Origin of the sequence: Streptomyces tricolor, from assembly GCF_002155905.1 — a bacterium.
Classification (GTDB): domain Bacteria; phylum Actinomycetota; class Actinomycetes; order Streptomycetales; family Streptomycetaceae; genus Streptomyces; species Streptomyces tricolor.
This window is the reverse complement of the sequence record NZ_MUMF01000274.1, coordinates 1-15222: the sequence shown is the minus strand read 5'-3', so window position 1 is coordinate 15222 and position 15222 is coordinate 1. Positions and strand designations below refer to the sequence as shown.

Genomic DNA, 15222 nt, shown 5'->3' with positions numbered 1-15222 from the left:
ATCCCCAATTCGGACCAGTGGTCGACCTCGCCTACACTCGGTGGCGTGCCACGTGGTGACGGTCGACTCAATCACGATCTGCTTCCCGGCGAGAAGGGCCCCCAGGACGCTTGCGGCGTCTTCGGCGTCTGGGCTCCGGGCGAAGAGGTCGCAAAGCTCACGTACTTCGGGCTCTACGCCCTCCAGCACCGGGGTCAGGAATCCGCGGGAATCGCGGTCAGCAACGGCTCCCAGATCCTCGTCTTCAAGGACATGGGCCTGGTCTCCCAGGTCTTCGACGAGACCTCGCTCGGTTCGCTCCAGGGTCACATCGCGGTCGGACACGCCCGCTACTCGACCACCGGTGCCTCCGTGTGGGAGAACGCCCAGCCGACGTTCCGCGCCACCGCGCACGGCTCGATCGCGCTCGGCCACAACGGCAACCTGGTCAACACGGCGCAGCTCGCCGAGATGGTCGCCGCCCTCCCGAACGACAACAACAGCCGCTCCACCCGGGTCGCGGCCACCAACGACACCGACCTGCTGACGGCCCTGCTGGCCGCCCAGGTCGACGAGGACGGCAAGCCGCTCACCATCGAGCAGGCGGCCCACCAGGTCCTCCCGAAGGTCCGGGGCGCCTTCTCCCTCGTCTTCATGGACGAGCACACCCTCTACGCCGGCCGTGACCCGCAGGGCATCCGCCCGCTGGTCCTCGGCCGCCTGGAGCGCGGCTGGGTGGTCGCCTCCGAGACCGCCGCCCTCGACATCGTCGGCGCCAGCTTCGTCCGGGAGATCGAGCCGGGCGAGTTCGTCGCCATCGACGAGAACGGTCTGCGCAGCTCGCGATTCGCGGAAGCGAAGCCCAAGGGCTGTGTCTTCGAGTACGTGTACCTGGCCCGCCCGGACACCGACATCGCCGGCCGGAACGTGTACCTCTCCCGCGTGGAGATGGGCCGCCGCCTGGCCAAGGAGGCCCCTGTCGAGGCCGATCTGGTCATAGCGACCCCGGAGTCCGGCACGCCGGCCGCCATCGGCTACGCGGAGGCCTCGGGCATCCCCTTCGGCGCGGGTCTGGTCAAGAACGCGTACGTGGGCCGTACGTTCATCCAGCCCTCGCAGACCATCCGCCAGCTGGGCATCCGCCTGAAGCTGAACCCGCTGAAGGAAGTCATCAAGGGCAAGCGCCTGGTCGTCGTGGACGACTCGATCGTGCGCGGCAACACCCAGCGCGCCCTGGTCCGCATGCTCCGCGAGGCCGGCGCCGCCGAGGTCCACATCCGGATCTCCTCCCCGCCCGTGAAGTGGCCCTGCTTCTTCGGCATCGACTTCGCCACGCGCGCGGAGCTGATCGCCAACGGCATGACGATCGAGGAGATCGGCACCAGCCTCGGCGCCGACTCCCTGGCCTACATCTCCCTCGACGGCATGATCGAGGCGACCACGATCGCCAAGCCGAACCTGTGCCGCGCCTGCTTCGACGGCGAGTACCCGATGGAGCTGCCGGACCCCGAGCTGCTCGGCAAGCAGCTCCTGGAGACCGAGCTGGCGGCCGGTCCGGCCGCGACCGCGGCGACCGACGCGATCCGCCGCCCGTAAGTTCTGCCGTACGACACGAAAGTTCTCACCCCATGTCTGAGACGACTGGTGCCAGCTACGCAGCCGCGGGCGTCGACATCGAAGCGGGAGACCGCGCCGTAGAACTGATGAAGGAGTGGGTGAAGAAGACCCAGCGCCCCGAGGTCCTCGGCGGCCTCGGCGGCTTCGCCGGGCTCTTCGACGCCTCCGCCCTCAAGCGCTACGAGCGCCCGCTGCTGGCCTCCGCCACGGACGGCGTCGGCACCAAGGTCGACATCGCGCGCCGGATGGGCGTCTACGACACCATCGGCCACGACCTGGTCGCCATGGTCATGGACGACATCGTGGTGTGCGGTGCCGAGCCGCTGTTCATGACCGACTACATCTGCGTCGGCAAGGTCCACCCCGAGCGCGTCGCCGCCATCGTCAAGGGCATCGCGGAAGGCTGTGTGCTGGCCGGATGCGCCCTGGTGGGCGGTGAGACGGCCGAACACCCGGGCCTGCTGGGCGAGGACGACTTCGACGTCGCCGGGGCCGGTACGGGCGTCGTGGAGGCCGACCGGCTGCTGGGCGCGGATCGCATCCGCACGGGTGACGCCGTGATCGCCATGGCGTCCTCCGGCCTTCACTCGAACGGGTACTCCCTGGTCCGCCACGTCCTGCTGGACCGCGCCGGGACGGCGCTGGAGACGGAGGTCGCGGAGCTGGGCCGGACCCTCGGCGAGGAGCTGCTGGAGCCCACCAAGATCTACTCGCTGGACTGCCTCGCGCTGACCCGCACCACCGAGGTGCACGCCTTCAGCCACATCACCGGTGGCGGTCTCGCCGCGAACCTGGCCCGGGTGATCCCGGACGGACTGCACGCCGTGGTCGACCGCTCCACCTGGACCCCGGGCGCGATCTTCGACCTGGTCGGGAAGACCGGGAACGTCGAGCGCCTGGAACTGGAGAAGACCCTCAACATGGGCGTCGGCATGATGGCGATCGTCCCGGCGGAGTCGACCGAGGTGGCCCTCGCGACCCTGGCCGACCGGGGGGTCGACGCGTGGGTCGCCGGCGAGATCACCGAGCGTGGCGCGAAGACGACCGGCGCGGAGCTGGTGGGCGACTACGCGAGCTGAGGACAGCACAGAAGCCGGTCGGTGGCTGTGCCACCGACCGGACTGGTGCTCAGTGCAAGGTCAAGCGCCTCGACGGTGCTGTGCGGGACCTTCGTCCTCGTCCTCGTCGTCGTCCTCATAGAGGTCGGCGTAGCGGGAGTACAGGTCGTCGTCGTCATGCTCATCGTCCGTGAAGCGGTCACCGTTCGGTGACTGATTCGACGTCGATGCGCCCAGCTCCTCGGCCAGGCGTGAGAGGTCCGTCCCGCCGCTGTTGTACTTCAGCTGGCGGGCGACCTTCGTCTGCTTGGCCTTGGCCCGGCCGCGCCCCATGGCTCGACCCCCTCAACGACGGGGCTCGACGGCCCCAGAGTCTGACACGCGTTCATGATCTGGAACGGACTCTCCGTGGAGAGGCCGGTCCGTAGGGCTTCCACGGTACCTGAGCCCGCGCCCATACGGTACGTCGCCCGCAGCACGCGCGTGTGCCCAGGACCTTCGAGGCGCCCCGTCCTCGCTGGTCAGTGGCGATTTTAACCACTTATCGGGGAACGACCCGCCGGTGGAAGTGAGAGTTCTCTCTAAGTTCCCGCCGACGGGTACCGCTCACCTGTGCGATCGGCTCAGCGTGCGACGCGGCTCGCGCGGGCCTCGGCCATCCGCTGCTCGGCGATCCGGTCGGCCGCGGCGGCCGGCGGAATCCCGTCCGTCTTCGCACGTGCGAATATGGCCAGCGTGGTGTCGAAGATCTTCGACGCCTTCGCCTTGCACCGGTCGAAGTCGAACCCGTGCAGCTCGTCGGCCACCTGGATCACCCCGCCGGCGTTCACCACGTAGTCCGGCGCGTAGAGGATCCCGCGGTCGGCGAGGTCCTTCTCCACACCCGGGTGGGCCAGCTGGTTGTTGGCCGCACCGCAGACCACCTTGGCGGTGAGCACCGGCACGGTGTCGTCGTTCAGCGCGCCGCCGAGGGCGCACGGGGCGTAGATGTCGAGTCCCTCGACCCGGATCAGCCGCTCGGTGTCGGCGACGGCCGTCACCCCTTCGGGATGCGCGTCGAGGATCCGCTGGACGGCGTCCGGGCGCACGTCCGTGATCACGACCTCGGCACCCTCGTCGCGCAGGTGCCGCACCAGGTGGTGGCCGACCTTGCCGACGCCGGCGATGCCGACCTTGCGACCGCGCAGCGAGGGGTCGCCCCACAGGTGCTGGGCGGAGGCGCGCATGCCCTGGTAGACGCCGAAGGCGGTGAGCACGGAGGAGTCGCCGGCGCCGCCGTTCTCGGGGGAGCGGCCGGTGGTCCAGCGGCACTCGCGGGCCACGACGTCCATGTCGGCGACGTAGGTGCCGACGTCGCACGCGGTCACGTAGCGACCGCCGAGCGAGGCGACCATACGGCCGTAGGCGAGGAGCAGTTCCTCGGTCTTGTCACGCTCCGGGTCGCCGATGATCACGGCCTTGCCGCCGCCGTGGTCGAGTCCGGCCATGGCGTTCTTGTACGACATCCCGCGCGCGAGGTTGAGGGCGTCGGCGACGGCCTCGGCCTCGGTCGCGTACGGGTAGAAGCGCGTGCCGCCGAGGGCCGGACCCAGGGCGGTGGAGTGGATGGCGATCACGGCCTTGAGGCCGCTGGCGCGGTCCTGGCAGAGCACGACCTGCTCATGGCCGCCCTGGTCCGAGTGGAACAGGGTGTGCAGGACATCAGCAGGCGCGCCGGTTACGTCGGTCACTGTGGTGACTCCTGTGTACTAGCGGCGAGTGGGGTCGGTCCCCGTACGGGTGGCGGGGAGCCGTGGCATGAGCGTAGAGCCTCGGCCCACTCACCATCCGCGCAGTGTTCAGGATCACTCTCCCGGGCCCGCTCCGCACGCATGAGCGTGGCACGATTTGCAGTGGTTTCGTGCCGGGTCCGATGGGGAGGGGAGCAGGCGTGCCGAAGGTGTCCTCCGTGGTCGTCCCCTATGCCGCCTACCTGCGTGTGTACGAGCCGCTGGGCGCCTTCCCGGAGCCGGAGCGCAGCCACTGGGCGCGCTACGCCCGCCGCCCCGACCGCCCCTCCTACCAGGACGAACTGCGCCGCTCCCTGGCCGACTTGCTGCCCATCCCGCCGGTCGCGGTACCCGTGCACGAGAGCAGCGACGCCTTCGTGCTGGAGATCGACGGGGTGGTCTGCGTGTGCCCCTGGCGGACCCGGCTGCGCGGCTGGCAGGCCCTGGGCGAGCTGGCCGAGGAGCTGCCCCCGCCGGTGCTGGACGCGGTGCTCCCGCCGGTGGTGCGCCGGCAGGCGGCCCAGGACTACGAGCGCTGGCTGGCCCGCAACCCCGACGCCCGGCCGTGGATCCGCACGGCCACCTGGCAGGTCCCGCTGAACTGGTTCGTGCTGGTCTCGGACGAGGAGCGGCGGTACGACAAGGGGACCGCCGAGGTGCCCCCGGTGCTGCGTTACCGCACGCCGATGGTGCAGGCCCGCCGCCGGGTGGCGCGGGCGCTGCGCACGCTGCGGGACACCGTCGAGGAGGGGCCGCTGGTCGACGGTGTGACGGACGTCGGCCGCTGGCTGGAGGAGTTCCACCCGCGCTCGCTGGTGGAGCTGGACTACGGCGGCCTGGTGCACGTGCTGCCGGCGGGCGAGCTGGAGGGCGACCACTCGGCGGCGGACGTGGCCGCCGGCATCGAGGCGCTGCGCCGGGGGGACGGGAGGGCCGCCGGGCAGGCGTACGGGCGGCTGGTGGAGCGGTGGCGGGCGGTACGGGACCGACGTTCTGCGAACTGAGTGACGTAGGTCACGGTCAAATACGTGCCGAAGGACGTACGTTCTACTCGCTTAGACCACCTGACGGGATGTTGGTCCCGATCTGGACTTTTGTCTCAAGGGTGATGGATGGCACTTACCCGGCCCTTGCGCCTCTTGCCATCCCTCGTGCCAAAATAGGACAAGGAGTCCGGGGAGGGCTCCGTCCGTCCAACTGTGCTCCATCATGGGCGGATTCTCGGCATTGCGCGCTTTGGGGGGTCTCGTGGCTCCTGATCGTCCTGTGACTGATCGTCACAGTGACGTGACTGTCCGCTATGGCATGGTCCATCGGCTTCCGTCGCTGATGAACACCTGGGAGGGCAATTCCATCGGTTTGGCCGACGCGGCTGGACAGATGGTGTAGTTGTAGTGCCGAGGACAAGCCGTTCGTCCTATAACCGACTCGACTCGCGTCCGCCATTTCGGGCAACGCGGGTCAAGGTGCAGAATTTAGAGGAAAGAACCGAGAAGGTTCGGTTCTCCCGAGGAGGCCGCTCATGACCGCTCGCACCCCTGATGCCGAGCCGCTGCTGACCCCGGCTGAGGTCGCCACCATGTTCCGCGTCGACCCCAAGACGGTCACGCGGTGGGCGAAGGCCGGCAAGCTCACGTCCATCCGCACGCTCGGCGGGCACCGCCGCTACCGCGAGGCCGAGGTTCGCGCTCTGCTCGCGGGCATCCCGCAGCAGCGCAGCGAGGCCTGAACAACTCCATAACCGGGCAAGACGGTCGATCCCCCAACCGGCCGAGGCGCTCGGAACCCTAGCTCCAAGCGACGCGGGACCTGCCCCAACAGGCCCCTCGCCCAGGCCGAAGAGCACGTCATAGGCAAGCGACACAGGGTGCGTCGTCGATCGCGCTGGACTCCGCCGGGTCCAGCGCGATCTTTTTTGTGTGCCCGCCTGTCGGAGTCTGGGGAGGTCTGACGGAACGGCTGCGGGCGGGCTCCGAGGCCGGTGCAATTGCACATATTAAATTGACCCGTTGTATGACGGGGGTAAGTTCCGCAGTTTCAAAAACTCATGCGGTGACTCCCGTCACATACCTGGCCGCTTGTTGCCAGCGGCCCGTGTGCGCTAGGGAGTTGAGCCGATCGCGGTGCGCGTCACGCGTCGCGCGGACGGTCGTCCTCGACGGCCACGGCCTCCCGCTCGTCCTCCTGCCCCTGCGGGCCGGCGTCCATGGCCAGCCGCAGCAGGTGGTGGCAGATGGGGCAGTGGCGGGTGAGGTGCCGGTAGGAGGAGGCGGCCGACAGATGCGCCCTCAGCAGCGCCCGCGTCTCGTGCCTGACCGACGTCGCCATACGCCACCTCCGGGGTGCGCACAGAGGAACGAGCCCTGCTCCCTGGGTACCGAGGGAATGTGACGCCGTCAAGGGCGCGGGCGGCTGCGCCGGGGCCCGGCGGAACGCGCGACGAGCCGTACGGGTACGGCGGAAGGGGCGCCGTGCAGGGGGGCGTGGGGCTCTTCCGATCGCGGCTTCGCCGCGGGCGCGGCCTCTGTTCTGCCCGGACACGACTGAGGCCCGCTCCCTCTCGGGGCGGGCCTCAGTCACTGATGCGGTCCTGACGGGATTTGAACCCGCGGCCTCCACCTTGACAGGGTGGCGAGCACTCCAAACTGCTCCACAGGACCAGGTTTCGCGGCGCTTGCCGTGCGTTGCGCTGCGAGAAGAGACTGTACAGGAGGGTGAGGCTCCTGGTCGAACTCACCCTCTGTACGGGGTCGATTACGGGACGGCCGCGTCGATCGCCTTCACGATCCGCTTGTCCGAGACCGGGTACGCCGTGCCCAGCGCGTGGGCGAAGTAGCTCACCCGCAGCTCCTCGATCATCCAGCGGATGTCCAGGACGGCGGCCGGTACCGGGCGGCCCTGCGGGAGCTGTTCCAGGAGCCAGGCGTATTCGTCCTGCATCTCGTGGACCTTCTCCATGCGCGTGGTGTCCCGCTGGACGTTGGTCGGCATCTGCTGCAGGCGCCGGTCGGCGGCCACCAGGTAGCGCATCAGGTCGGGCAGCCGGCGTATGCCCGCCCACGTCACGAAACCGGGCTTCACGAGGGCGTCCAGCTGCTTGCGGACGTCCGTGAGGTTCGCCAGCAGGGCGGGGCTCCGCACGGCCTTCAGGCGGCGCTCACAGGCCTGCCAGGCGGCCAGCACCTGCTGCACCTGGGCGACCGTACGGACCGTGGTGTCCACGATCTCCGCGCGCACCTTGTCGTACAGCTTGCGGTACGACTCCTCGTCCCACGCCGGCCCGCCGAAGTCCGCGATCAGCTTGTCCGCCGCGGCCATCGCGCAGTCGTCGAACAGGGCCTGGATCGAGCCGTGCGGATTGGCGGACAGGGCCAGCTTCTGGGCGTTCGTCAGCTTCTCGGACGCGAACTTCGCCGGGTTGACCGGGATGTTGCGCAGGATCAGGCGGCGGGTGCCCTTCCACATCGCCTCGGCCTGCTCCGCCTCGGTGTCGAAGAGGCGGACCGAGACCGTGTCCCCGTCGTCGACGAGCGCCGGGTACGCCTTGACCGGCTGGCCGGCCCGGCGCGTCTCGAAGACCCGGGTGAGGGTGCCGAGGGTCCAGTCGGTCAGACCCTTGCGCTCCAGGGACTCGCCGCCCTCCCGGGACGCGGTCGCCGCCGCGGCCTGGGACAGCGCCTTGCGCGCCTTGGGCTTCAGCCGCAGCTTCAGCGCCTCGAGGTCCTTGTCCTCGGCCAGCTTCCGGCGCCGCTCGTCGACGATCCGGAAGGTGATCTTCAGATGCTCGGGGACCTTCGCCCAGTCGAAGTCGTCCGCCTCGAACGGCACGCCGACCATCCGCTTCAGCTCGCGGGCCATCGTGACGGTCAGCGGCTCCTGGAGGGGCACCGCCTTCTCCAGGAACGCCTTCGCGTAGTTCGGCGCCGGTACGTAGTTGCGGCGGATCGGCTTCGGCAGGGAGCGGATCAGCTCCGTCACCAACTCCTCGCGCAGCCCCGGGATCTGCCAGTCGAAGCCCTCGTCCGTGACCTGGTTGAGGACCTGGAGCGGGATGTGGACCGTCACACCGTCGGCGTCCGCGCCGGGCTCGAACTGGTACGTCACCCGGAACTTCAGCTGCCCCTGGCGCCAGCTGTCGGGATAGTCGGCCTTGGTGACCGCCTCCGCCGACTCCCGGATGAGCATCTCCCGCTCGAAGTCCAGGTAGTCCGGCTGCTCCTGCCGCTTCCGCTTCCACCAGGAGTCGAAGTGGGCGCCGGAGACGACGTGTTCGGGCACCCGCTGGTCGTAGAAGTCGAAGAGGGTCTCGTCGTCCACGACGATGTCCCGGCGCCGGGCGCGGTGCTCCAGCTCCTCGACCTCGCTGAGCAGCTTGCGGTTGTCCGCGAAGAACTTGTGGTGCGTGCGCCAGTCGCCCTCCACGAGCGCGTTGCGGATGAACAGCTCGCGGCTGGTCTCCGGGTCGATGCGGCCGTAGTTCACCTTCCGCTGGGCGACGATCGGGACGCCGTACAGCGTGACCTTCTCGTACGCCATCACGGCCGCCTGGTCCTTCTCCCAGTGCGGTTCGCTGTACGTCCGCTTCAGGAGGTGTCCGGCCAGCGGCTCGACCCACTCCGGCTCGATCTTGGCGTTCACCCGCGCCCACAGGCGGCTGGTCTCCACCAGTTCGGCCGACATCAGGAACTTCGGCTGCTTCCGGAACAGCGCCGAGCCCGGGAAGATGGCGAACTTGGCGTTGCGGGCGCCCAGGTACTCGTTCTTGTTGCCGTCCTTCACGTCCTTCATCCCGATGTGGGAGAGGAGGCCGGCGAGCAGGGAGACGTGGACGCGGTCGGCGGGGGCGTCGTCCTCGTTGAGGTGGATGCCCAGCTGCTTGGCGACCGTGCGCAGCTGGGTGTAGATGTCCTGCCATTCGCGGATGCGCAGGAAGTTCAGGTACTCCTGCTTGCACATCCGGCGGAAGGAGCTGGAGCCGCGCTCCTTCTGCTGCTCGCGGACGTAGCGCCACAGGTTCAGATAGGCGAGGAAGTCGCTGGTCTCGTCCTTGAACCGGGCGTGCTGCTGGTCGGCCTGGGCCTGCTTGTCGGCGGGGCGCTCGCGCGGGTCCTGGATGGACAGGGCGGCGGCGATCACCATGACCTCGCGGACACAGCCGTTCTTGTCGGCCTCCAGGACCATCCGGGCCAGGCGGGGGTCGACGGGCAGCTGGGCGAGCTTGCGGCCGGTGTCGGTGAGCCGCTTGCGCGGGTCCTTCTGGGCGGGGTCGAGCGCGCCCAGCTCCTGGAGCAGCTGCACGCCGTCGCGGATGTTGCGGTGGTCCGGCGGGTCGATGAAGGGGAACTTCTCGATGTCGCCGAGGCCGGCCGCGGTCATCTGGAGGATGACGGAGGCCAGGTTGGTGCGCAGGATCTCCGCGTCGGTGAACTCCGGCCGGGCGAGGAAGTCCTCCTCGCTGTACAGCCGGATGCAGATGCCGTCGGAGGTACGGCCGCAGCGGCCCTTGCGCTGGTTGGCGCTGGCCTGCGAGACCGGTTCGATGGGCAGCCGCTGGACCTTGGTGCGGTGGCTGTAGCGGGAGATCCGGGCGAAGCCGGGATCGATGACGTACTTGATGCCCGGGACGGTGAGCGAGGTCTCGGCGACGTTGGTCGCCAGAACGATCCTGCGCCCGGTGTGCGGCTGGAAGACCCGGTGCTGCTCGGCGTGCGAGAGCCGGGCGTACAGCGGCAGGATCTCGGTGAACCGGTAGTTCTTCTTGGCGAGGGCGTCCGCGGTGTCCCGGATCTCCCGCTCGCCGGAGAGGAAGACCAGGATGTCGCCCTGGCCCTCCGCCATCAGCTCCTCGACGGCGTCGGTGATCGCGGTGATCTGGTCGCGGTCGGCGTCGTCGGAGTCCTCTTCGAGGAGCGGCCGGTAGCGCACCTCCACCGGGTACGTGCGCCCGCTGACCTCGATGATCGGGGCGTCGCCGAAGTGCCGGGAGAAGCGCTCGGGGTCGATGGTCGCCGAGGTGATGACGACCTTCAGGTCCGGGCGCTTCGGCAGCAGCTGGGCGAGGTAGCCCAGCAGGAAGTCGATGTTGAGGGACCGCTCGTGGGCCTCGTCGATGATGATCGTGTCGTAGGCGCGCAGCTCGCGGTCGGTCTGGATCTCGGCGAGCAGGATGCCGTCCGTCATCAGCTTGATGAAGGTGGCGTCCGGGTTCACCTGGTCGGTGAAGCGGACCTTCCAGCCGACGGCCTCGCCGAGGGGCGTCCGCAGCTCCTCCGCGACCCGCTCGGCGACGGTCCGGGCGGCGATCCGGCGCGGCTGGGTGTGCCCGATCATGCCACGCACGCCCCGGCCCAGCTCCAGACAGATCTTCGGGATCTGGGTGGTCTTGCCGGAACCGGTCTCACCGGCCACGATGACGACCTGGTGATCGCGGATGGCCGCCGCGATCTCGTCCTTCTTCTGGCTGACCGGCAGCTGCTCGGGGTAGGTGACGGCCGGCATGCGCGAGCGGCGCTCGGCCATCCGGTCCGCGGCGCGGCCGATCTCGGTCTCGATCTCGGCGAGGACGGCGGTGCGGGCCTCGGGCTTACGGATCTTGCGCGCGCCCTCCATCCGCCGCCCGAGCCGGTGCGCGTCGCGCAGCGACAGCTCGGTCAGGCGGGAGGCGAGGGTGCCGAGGGCGGGGGCGGGATGCGTAGACATACGCGATCCAGGATCTCACCTCGGCGGAAAATCACGCGAACGATTTGACCCGGGGCGGGATATCGTCACATGACCTAGCGTGGTCGATATGCCCGATTCCCCTCATGGAGAGCACGGCCGCCCCCCGACCCGCGCGGAACGCTGGGCGACATTCCGGGAATCCCCCTTCCTGCCCGCCACGGTCCTTCTCTTCATCCTCGCCGCCGCGGCCGGCCTCTTCGCCGGGTCCTACACGTACGCCATGGCCAACCCGACCCCGCACCGCATCCCCACGGCGGTGACCGGAGCCCCCGACCAGCCGGCGGCCCGGCGGTTCATCGACGGGATGGAGGAGGCGCTGGGCGCCTCGATGAAGCTGCACCCGTACGGGAGCCGCCGGGACGCGGTGCGGGCGGTGGACGAGCAGAAGGTGTTCGCGGCGCTGGACGCGCCGGCCGGCGGCCGGCCGATCACCCTGGACGTGTCCGGGGCGTCCGGGGCGACGGTCGCCCAGGTGCTCACGGAGACGGCGGTGGAGGTCGGGGAGGCCACCGGCACCAGCGTGGTGGTCCACGACCTCAAGCCGTTGCAGAAGGGCGATCCACGGGGCCTAGCGATCTTCTACATCTCCCTCGCCGCCGTGATCATCGGCTTCGTCGGCGCCATCCAGCTCAGCGTGCACGCGCGCGAGCTGAACCCGCTGGAGCGGATCGCCTTCATCACCGCCTACGCCGTGCTCGGCGGGTTCACCATCGCCGCGGTGGTGGACTGGTGGCTGGGCGCGCTGAGGCTGCCGTTCCTGGAGTCCTGGCTGATCCTCGCCCTGACGATGTTCACCTCGGGCATGGTGTTCACGATGTTCAACACCCTGGTGGGGCGCTGGGCGATGCTGCCGACCTGGGGCCTGATGGTGCTGCTGGGCAACCCCTCGTCCGGCGGTGCCGTCTCCTGGCCCCTGCTGCCGTCGCCGCTCGGCACCATCGGCCGCTGGCTGCCGCCGGGTGCCTCGGTGAACGCCCAGCACACCGCGGTGTACTTCTGCGGCCACCAGCACGCGTTCCCGTTCCTGGTGCTGGTGGGCTGGGCCCTCGTCTCCTGCGCGGTCTTCCTGATCTGGCGCCACCGCCACCCGGGCGGCAGGCCGGCCGGCGCGGCGCACGCGGCCTAGGGGGTGCGCTGCGCGGGCGGGGCGGCCGGGGCCGGCGGGGCGGACTCGGCGTGTCTGCGGGCCGGGCCGTCCCCGAGCGCGATCGACTTCGCGGTGTTGGAGACGGCCTTGATGCCCAGGTAGGCGGTGGTCGTGCTGCTGACGGCGGTGAACGCGGCGGTGAGAATGCCGACGATCACCGCGTCGTCCCCGTCGAGCTGCCACACGCCGAAGACCGCGACGGCGGCGATCGCGAGATTGCTGACGACGACCGCGAGCAGCCCGTACCGGGCCCGGTCCTTCTCCAGATCGTTCCCCCGGTCGGCTCTGCCCTCGTCCCGGCTCATGTCTCCCCCGCCCCCCGCGCGCCACGCGCGGCCAGCCCGAACGTAGCGCCGGCCGGCCGCGGTGCCAAGGCGGGCCCCCGCGAGCCCGCTAGTGCCCGTCGGGGCCGGCGTCGAGGAGGGCGGCGATCTCCTCCGGGGACCAGTGGTCGATGGCGCCGGGGCAGGACGCGACGTAGGAGGCGATCGCATCCTCGTCCCACGCGCCGGCCGAGAGCAGCCCTGCGGCCAGGAAGCGGATGTAGGCGGCGGAAGGGGGGACCCAGCGCACGTCGTGGATGCCCCAGGGCGCCGTGAAGGTCAGGACCGGCAGGCCGTCCACCTGTCCGGCGCAGACGAGCCTCTCGTAGCGGCCCTCGCCCAGCACGGCCCGCCCCTGGCTGAGGACGTCCGTCAGGTCCAGGTCCAGGTCCGGGCCCGGCGTCCGGTACATCTCCTGGGCGGCGATGTCGGCGAACTGGTCGGTGGTCACCAGATGCGCCCTGGCCAGCACGCGCCCGTCCACCTCCGGGTCGTAGAAGGCCCGCCCGCCTCCCCACACGGATGACTCGGTGGCGAAGTACATCGCGCCGGTCAGTTCCACGGGGATCGAACGGGCCGGCATGGCCGGGTTGCGGCACCCCGGGTACTCCCTGGCCGCGCCGGGCAGGCGCCCGCCCCTGAGGTAGGCGGCGAGCCGGTCCAGGTGGGTGTTGGACCCGTAGGACGTGTACCAGACGTGCTCGGGGTGCCAGTCGAGCGGCAGGGTCGGGTCGATGCTCGGTAAGGCCTTCACCGTGGTCTGGCTCCGTGGGCGTACCGGTGGACGGGGGTACGAAAGAGCCCCTCTCCGATCTCGGAGAGGGGCTCTGCCCTGGTCAGGGCGGCTGTGGCTGGGGCCGGGGTCGAACCGGCGACCTTCCGCTTTTCAGGCGGACGCTCGTACCAACTGAGCTACCCAGCCACGGTGTTTCACGTGAAACACCAGCGGTCCTGACGGGATTTGAACCCGCGGCCTCCACCTTGACAGGGTGGCGAGCACTCCAAACTGCTCCACAGGACCAAGCGTGTATGCAACAGTGTCGCACACGGTTTTGCGTGCCCCCAACGGGATTCGAACCCGTGCTACCGCCTTGAAAGGGCGGCGTCCTAGGCCGCTAGACGATGAGGGCTATCGGCCCGCCTGGGCGCTTCTCAGCGCGTCGGGGACGTGAGAAGCATATGGGATGGCGAGGGGTATCGCCAAAACGGTTTACGGCGAGGTGGTCTCGGCGGTCGGCGAAGGGGAGTCCGAGGCGCCCCTGCCGCCCGGTCGGTTCTCGTCCGCCAGGTGGCGGCTGACCTCTGCCTTGGTCAGCCCGAGCCCCCCCAGCTGGATCGCGTCCCAGGCCTGCAGCCTGCGGTTGTCCCGGTCGAAGTAGAGGATCGAGGCCTGGATCGGGGCGGGGTACTCGCGCTCGACGGCGCGCAGCCCGCTGCCGCCGGTCGACCCCTCCCTGCGCAGCCGGGTGCCGTACGGCAGCAGCTCCGTCCCCTCGTGGTGCAGGTGCCCGCACAGCACCAGCGGCACCAGGCCGTCGGTCTCCCGGGCGGCGACCGGCTCGTGCGCCACCGCGACGTCCACGGGGGTGCCGGCCGTCCGCTGATCGCGCAGGGCGCTGGCGAGCCGGGCGCCCGCCAGCTGCTCGGCGGCGTCCCCGCCGGGCACCGCCGTGCGGTCGGGGGTGAACTGCGGATCGCCCATGCCCGCGAACCGCAGGCCGGCCACCGTCTCCGCCCGGCCGTCGTCCAGGACGTGCACGTTCTTCATGCGCTCCAGGTAGCGCTGGGTGGTCCGGGAGTCATGGTTCCCGCGCACCCAGACGTACGGCACGCCCAGGTCCCGGATCGGGTCGAGGAAGCCGTTCTCCGCCGCCGTGCCGTGGTCCATGGTGTCGCCGGAGTCGACGATCACGTCCACCTGGTACTGCTCCACCAGCGAGCCGATGATCTTCCAGCTCGCCGGGTTGAGGTGGATGTCCGACACGTGCAGGACCCGGATGGTGGAGGGGTCCGGCCGGTAGGCGGGCAGGGTGGACGTGACGTCGTAGAGCTTCGTCACGTTCGTCACCAGGCGCGCCAGCTCCTTCTGGTAGACGTCGAACTCCGTGACGATGCTGCGGGCGTTGCCCACCACGGAGGGCGCGGAGCTGAGCAGCCCGGAGAACCTCGGCTCCAGGACCGACTTCGGGTTCCAGGTGGCGTACGCCGACGCGCCCGAGGCGGCCAGCAGGGCCAGGGCCAGTCCGCCGGCGGCCAGGGCCCGGCGCGGGCGGCGGTAGACGGCCAGGCCGAGGGCCGTGGCCCCGGAGACCACGGCGACACAGGAGCGCACCGCCAGGTCGAGCGTGCCGTGCTCGACGTCCCGGGCGACCTCGTCCTGCAGCCCCGAGATGCGCTCCGGGTGGTCGACCAGCGCCTGCGCGCGCAGCGGGTCCAGCTGGTCGACGTTCACGTCCAGGCGGACCGGCGCCGCGTGGCTGTCCAGGGTGAGCGCGCCCAGCGGGGACACATTGATCTTCGTCCCGCCGCTCAGGGAGGGGCGCAGCGCCATCGTCGTGTCCATCGGGCCGACCGGGGCCCGGACGTTGCCGACGATCAGCAGGCCCAGC

12 protein-coding genes and 4 tRNA genes are annotated in these 15222 nt (G+C 70.1%); 5 read left to right on the top strand and 11 right to left on the bottom strand.

All coding sequences use genetic code 11. The features are described from left to right. Nucleotides 1-45: 45 nt before the first annotated feature. Both purF and purM read left to right on the top strand, forming a co-directional pair. The gene (purF, locus tag CCN44_RS20360) at nucleotides 46-1575 is read left to right on the top strand and encodes an amidophosphoribosyltransferase (protein ID WP_059249896.1); all 1530 of its coding nucleotides are present in this window, start codon (nucleotides 46-48) and stop codon (nucleotides 1573-1575) included. 32 nt (nucleotides 1576-1607) lie between these two features. Then, a complete protein-coding gene (gene purM / locus CCN44_RS20355) occupies nucleotides 1608-2675 on the top strand; it encodes a phosphoribosylformylglycinamidine cyclo-ligase (protein ID WP_059249895.1) in 1068 nt (355 codons plus the stop codon). 60 nt (nucleotides 2676-2735) lie between these two features. Here purM and CCN44_RS20350 read toward each other — a convergent pair whose 3' ends face one another. Beyond that, nucleotides 2736-2987 (bottom strand): DUF3073 domain-containing protein, encoded by a 252-nt coding sequence (locus CCN44_RS20350; protein WP_030656912.1) that lies wholly within the window; start codon nucleotides 2985-2987, stop codon nucleotides 2736-2738. Nucleotides 2988-3277: 290 nt separating this feature from the next. Beyond that, a complete protein-coding gene (locus CCN44_RS20345; RefSeq protein ID WP_059249894.1) occupies nucleotides 3278-4384 on the bottom strand; it encodes a Leu/Phe/Val dehydrogenase in 1107 nt (368 codons plus the stop codon). Between the two features lie 200 nt (nucleotides 4385-4584). Between CCN44_RS20345 and CCN44_RS20340 the strand changes: the two genes are divergently transcribed. Then, nucleotides 4585-5427 (top strand): hypothetical protein, encoded by an 843-nt coding sequence (locus tag CCN44_RS20340; RefSeq protein WP_086698494.1) that lies wholly within the window; start codon nucleotides 4585-4587, stop codon nucleotides 5425-5427. Between the two features lie 518 nt (nucleotides 5428-5945). After that, the gene (gene bldC / locus CCN44_RS20335; RefSeq protein ID WP_003949541.1) at nucleotides 5946-6152 is read left to right on the top strand and encodes a developmental transcriptional regulator BldC; all 207 of its coding nucleotides are present in this window, start codon (nucleotides 5946-5948) and stop codon (nucleotides 6150-6152) included. Between the two features lie 401 nt (nucleotides 6153-6553). Here the strand turns inward: bldC and CCN44_RS20330 are convergent, their stop codons facing one another. The 3 genes from CCN44_RS20330 to hrpA all read right to left on the bottom strand — a co-directional run bounded on the left by CCN44_RS20330 (nucleotide 6554) and on the right by hrpA (nucleotide 11122). Next, nucleotides 6554-6751, bottom strand: a complete 198-nt coding sequence (locus tag CCN44_RS20330; protein ID WP_059249892.1) for a DUF6274 family protein — start codon at nucleotides 6749-6751, stop codon at nucleotides 6554-6556. Between the two features lie 257 nt (nucleotides 6752-7008). Then, nucleotides 7009-7083 (bottom strand) — tRNA-Asp (locus tag CCN44_RS20325). 94 nt (nucleotides 7084-7177) lie between these two features. Further along, complete coding sequence (gene hrpA / locus CCN44_RS20320; RefSeq protein WP_059249891.1) at nucleotides 7178-11122, bottom strand: ATP-dependent RNA helicase HrpA; 3945 nt, start codon at nucleotides 11120-11122, stop codon at nucleotides 7178-7180. 88 nt (nucleotides 11123-11210) lie between these two features. Here hrpA and CCN44_RS20315 point away from each other — a divergent pair, with 88 nt between their 5' ends. After that, complete coding sequence (locus tag CCN44_RS20315; RefSeq protein WP_086698493.1) at nucleotides 11211-12269, top strand: ABC-2 transporter permease; 1059 nt, start codon at nucleotides 11211-11213, stop codon at nucleotides 12267-12269. On the opposite strand, the gene CCN44_RS20310 is transcribed toward CCN44_RS20315, so the two are convergent. From CCN44_RS20310 to CCN44_RS20285, 6 genes are all read right to left on the bottom strand, one after another. Then, nucleotides 12266-12595, bottom strand: coding sequence for a hypothetical protein (locus CCN44_RS20310; RefSeq protein WP_059249889.1), 330 nt, complete (start codon nucleotides 12593-12595; stop codon nucleotides 12266-12268). The two genes, CCN44_RS20315 and CCN44_RS20310, sit on opposite strands and share 4 nt — an antisense overlap. An 88-nt stretch (nucleotides 12596-12683) precedes the next feature. After that, nucleotides 12684-13367 (bottom strand): histone deacetylase, encoded by a 684-nt coding sequence (locus tag CCN44_RS20305; RefSeq protein WP_086698492.1) that lies wholly within the window; start codon nucleotides 13365-13367, stop codon nucleotides 12684-12686. A gap of 94 nt (nucleotides 13368-13461) precedes the next feature. Next, nucleotides 13462-13535: transfer RNA gene (locus tag CCN44_RS20300), tRNA-Phe, on the bottom strand. A 24-nt stretch (nucleotides 13536-13559) separates the two neighbouring features. Continuing rightward, nucleotides 13560-13634, bottom strand: a tRNA-Asp gene (locus CCN44_RS20295). A 36-nt stretch (nucleotides 13635-13670) separates the two neighbouring features. Then, nucleotides 13671-13743 (bottom strand) — tRNA-Glu (locus CCN44_RS20290). Between the two features lie 80 nt (nucleotides 13744-13823). Further along, nucleotides 13824-15222, bottom strand: a 1399-nt coding sequence (locus tag CCN44_RS20285) for a metallophosphoesterase family protein (RefSeq protein ID WP_107502093.1), incomplete at its 5' end; no start/stop codon positions are given.

Coding starts and splice junctions, on each gene's coding strand:
- purM (WP_059249895.1), top strand. CDS start 1,608: ATGTCTGAGACGACTGGTGCCAGCTACGCAGCCGCGGGCGTCGACATC.
- CCN44_RS20350 (WP_030656912.1), bottom strand. CDS start 2,987: ATGGGGCGCGGCCGGGCCAAGGCCAAGCAGACGAAGGTCGCCCGCCAG.
- bldC (WP_003949541.1), top strand. CDS start 5,946: ATGACCGCTCGCACCCCTGATGCCGAGCCGCTGCTGACCCCGGCTGAG.
- CCN44_RS20330 (WP_059249892.1), bottom strand. CDS start 6,751: ATGGCGACGTCGGTCAGGCACGAGACGCGGGCGCTGCTGAGGGCGCAT.
- hrpA (WP_059249891.1), bottom strand. CDS start 11,122: ATGTCTACGCATCCCGCCCCCGCCCTCGGCACCCTCGCCTCCCGCCTG.
- CCN44_RS20315 (WP_086698493.1), top strand. CDS start 11,211: ATGCCCGATTCCCCTCATGGAGAGCACGGCCGCCCCCCGACCCGCGCG.
- CCN44_RS20310 (WP_059249889.1), bottom strand. CDS start 12,595: ATGAGCCGGGACGAGGGCAGAGCCGACCGGGGGAACGATCTGGAGAAG.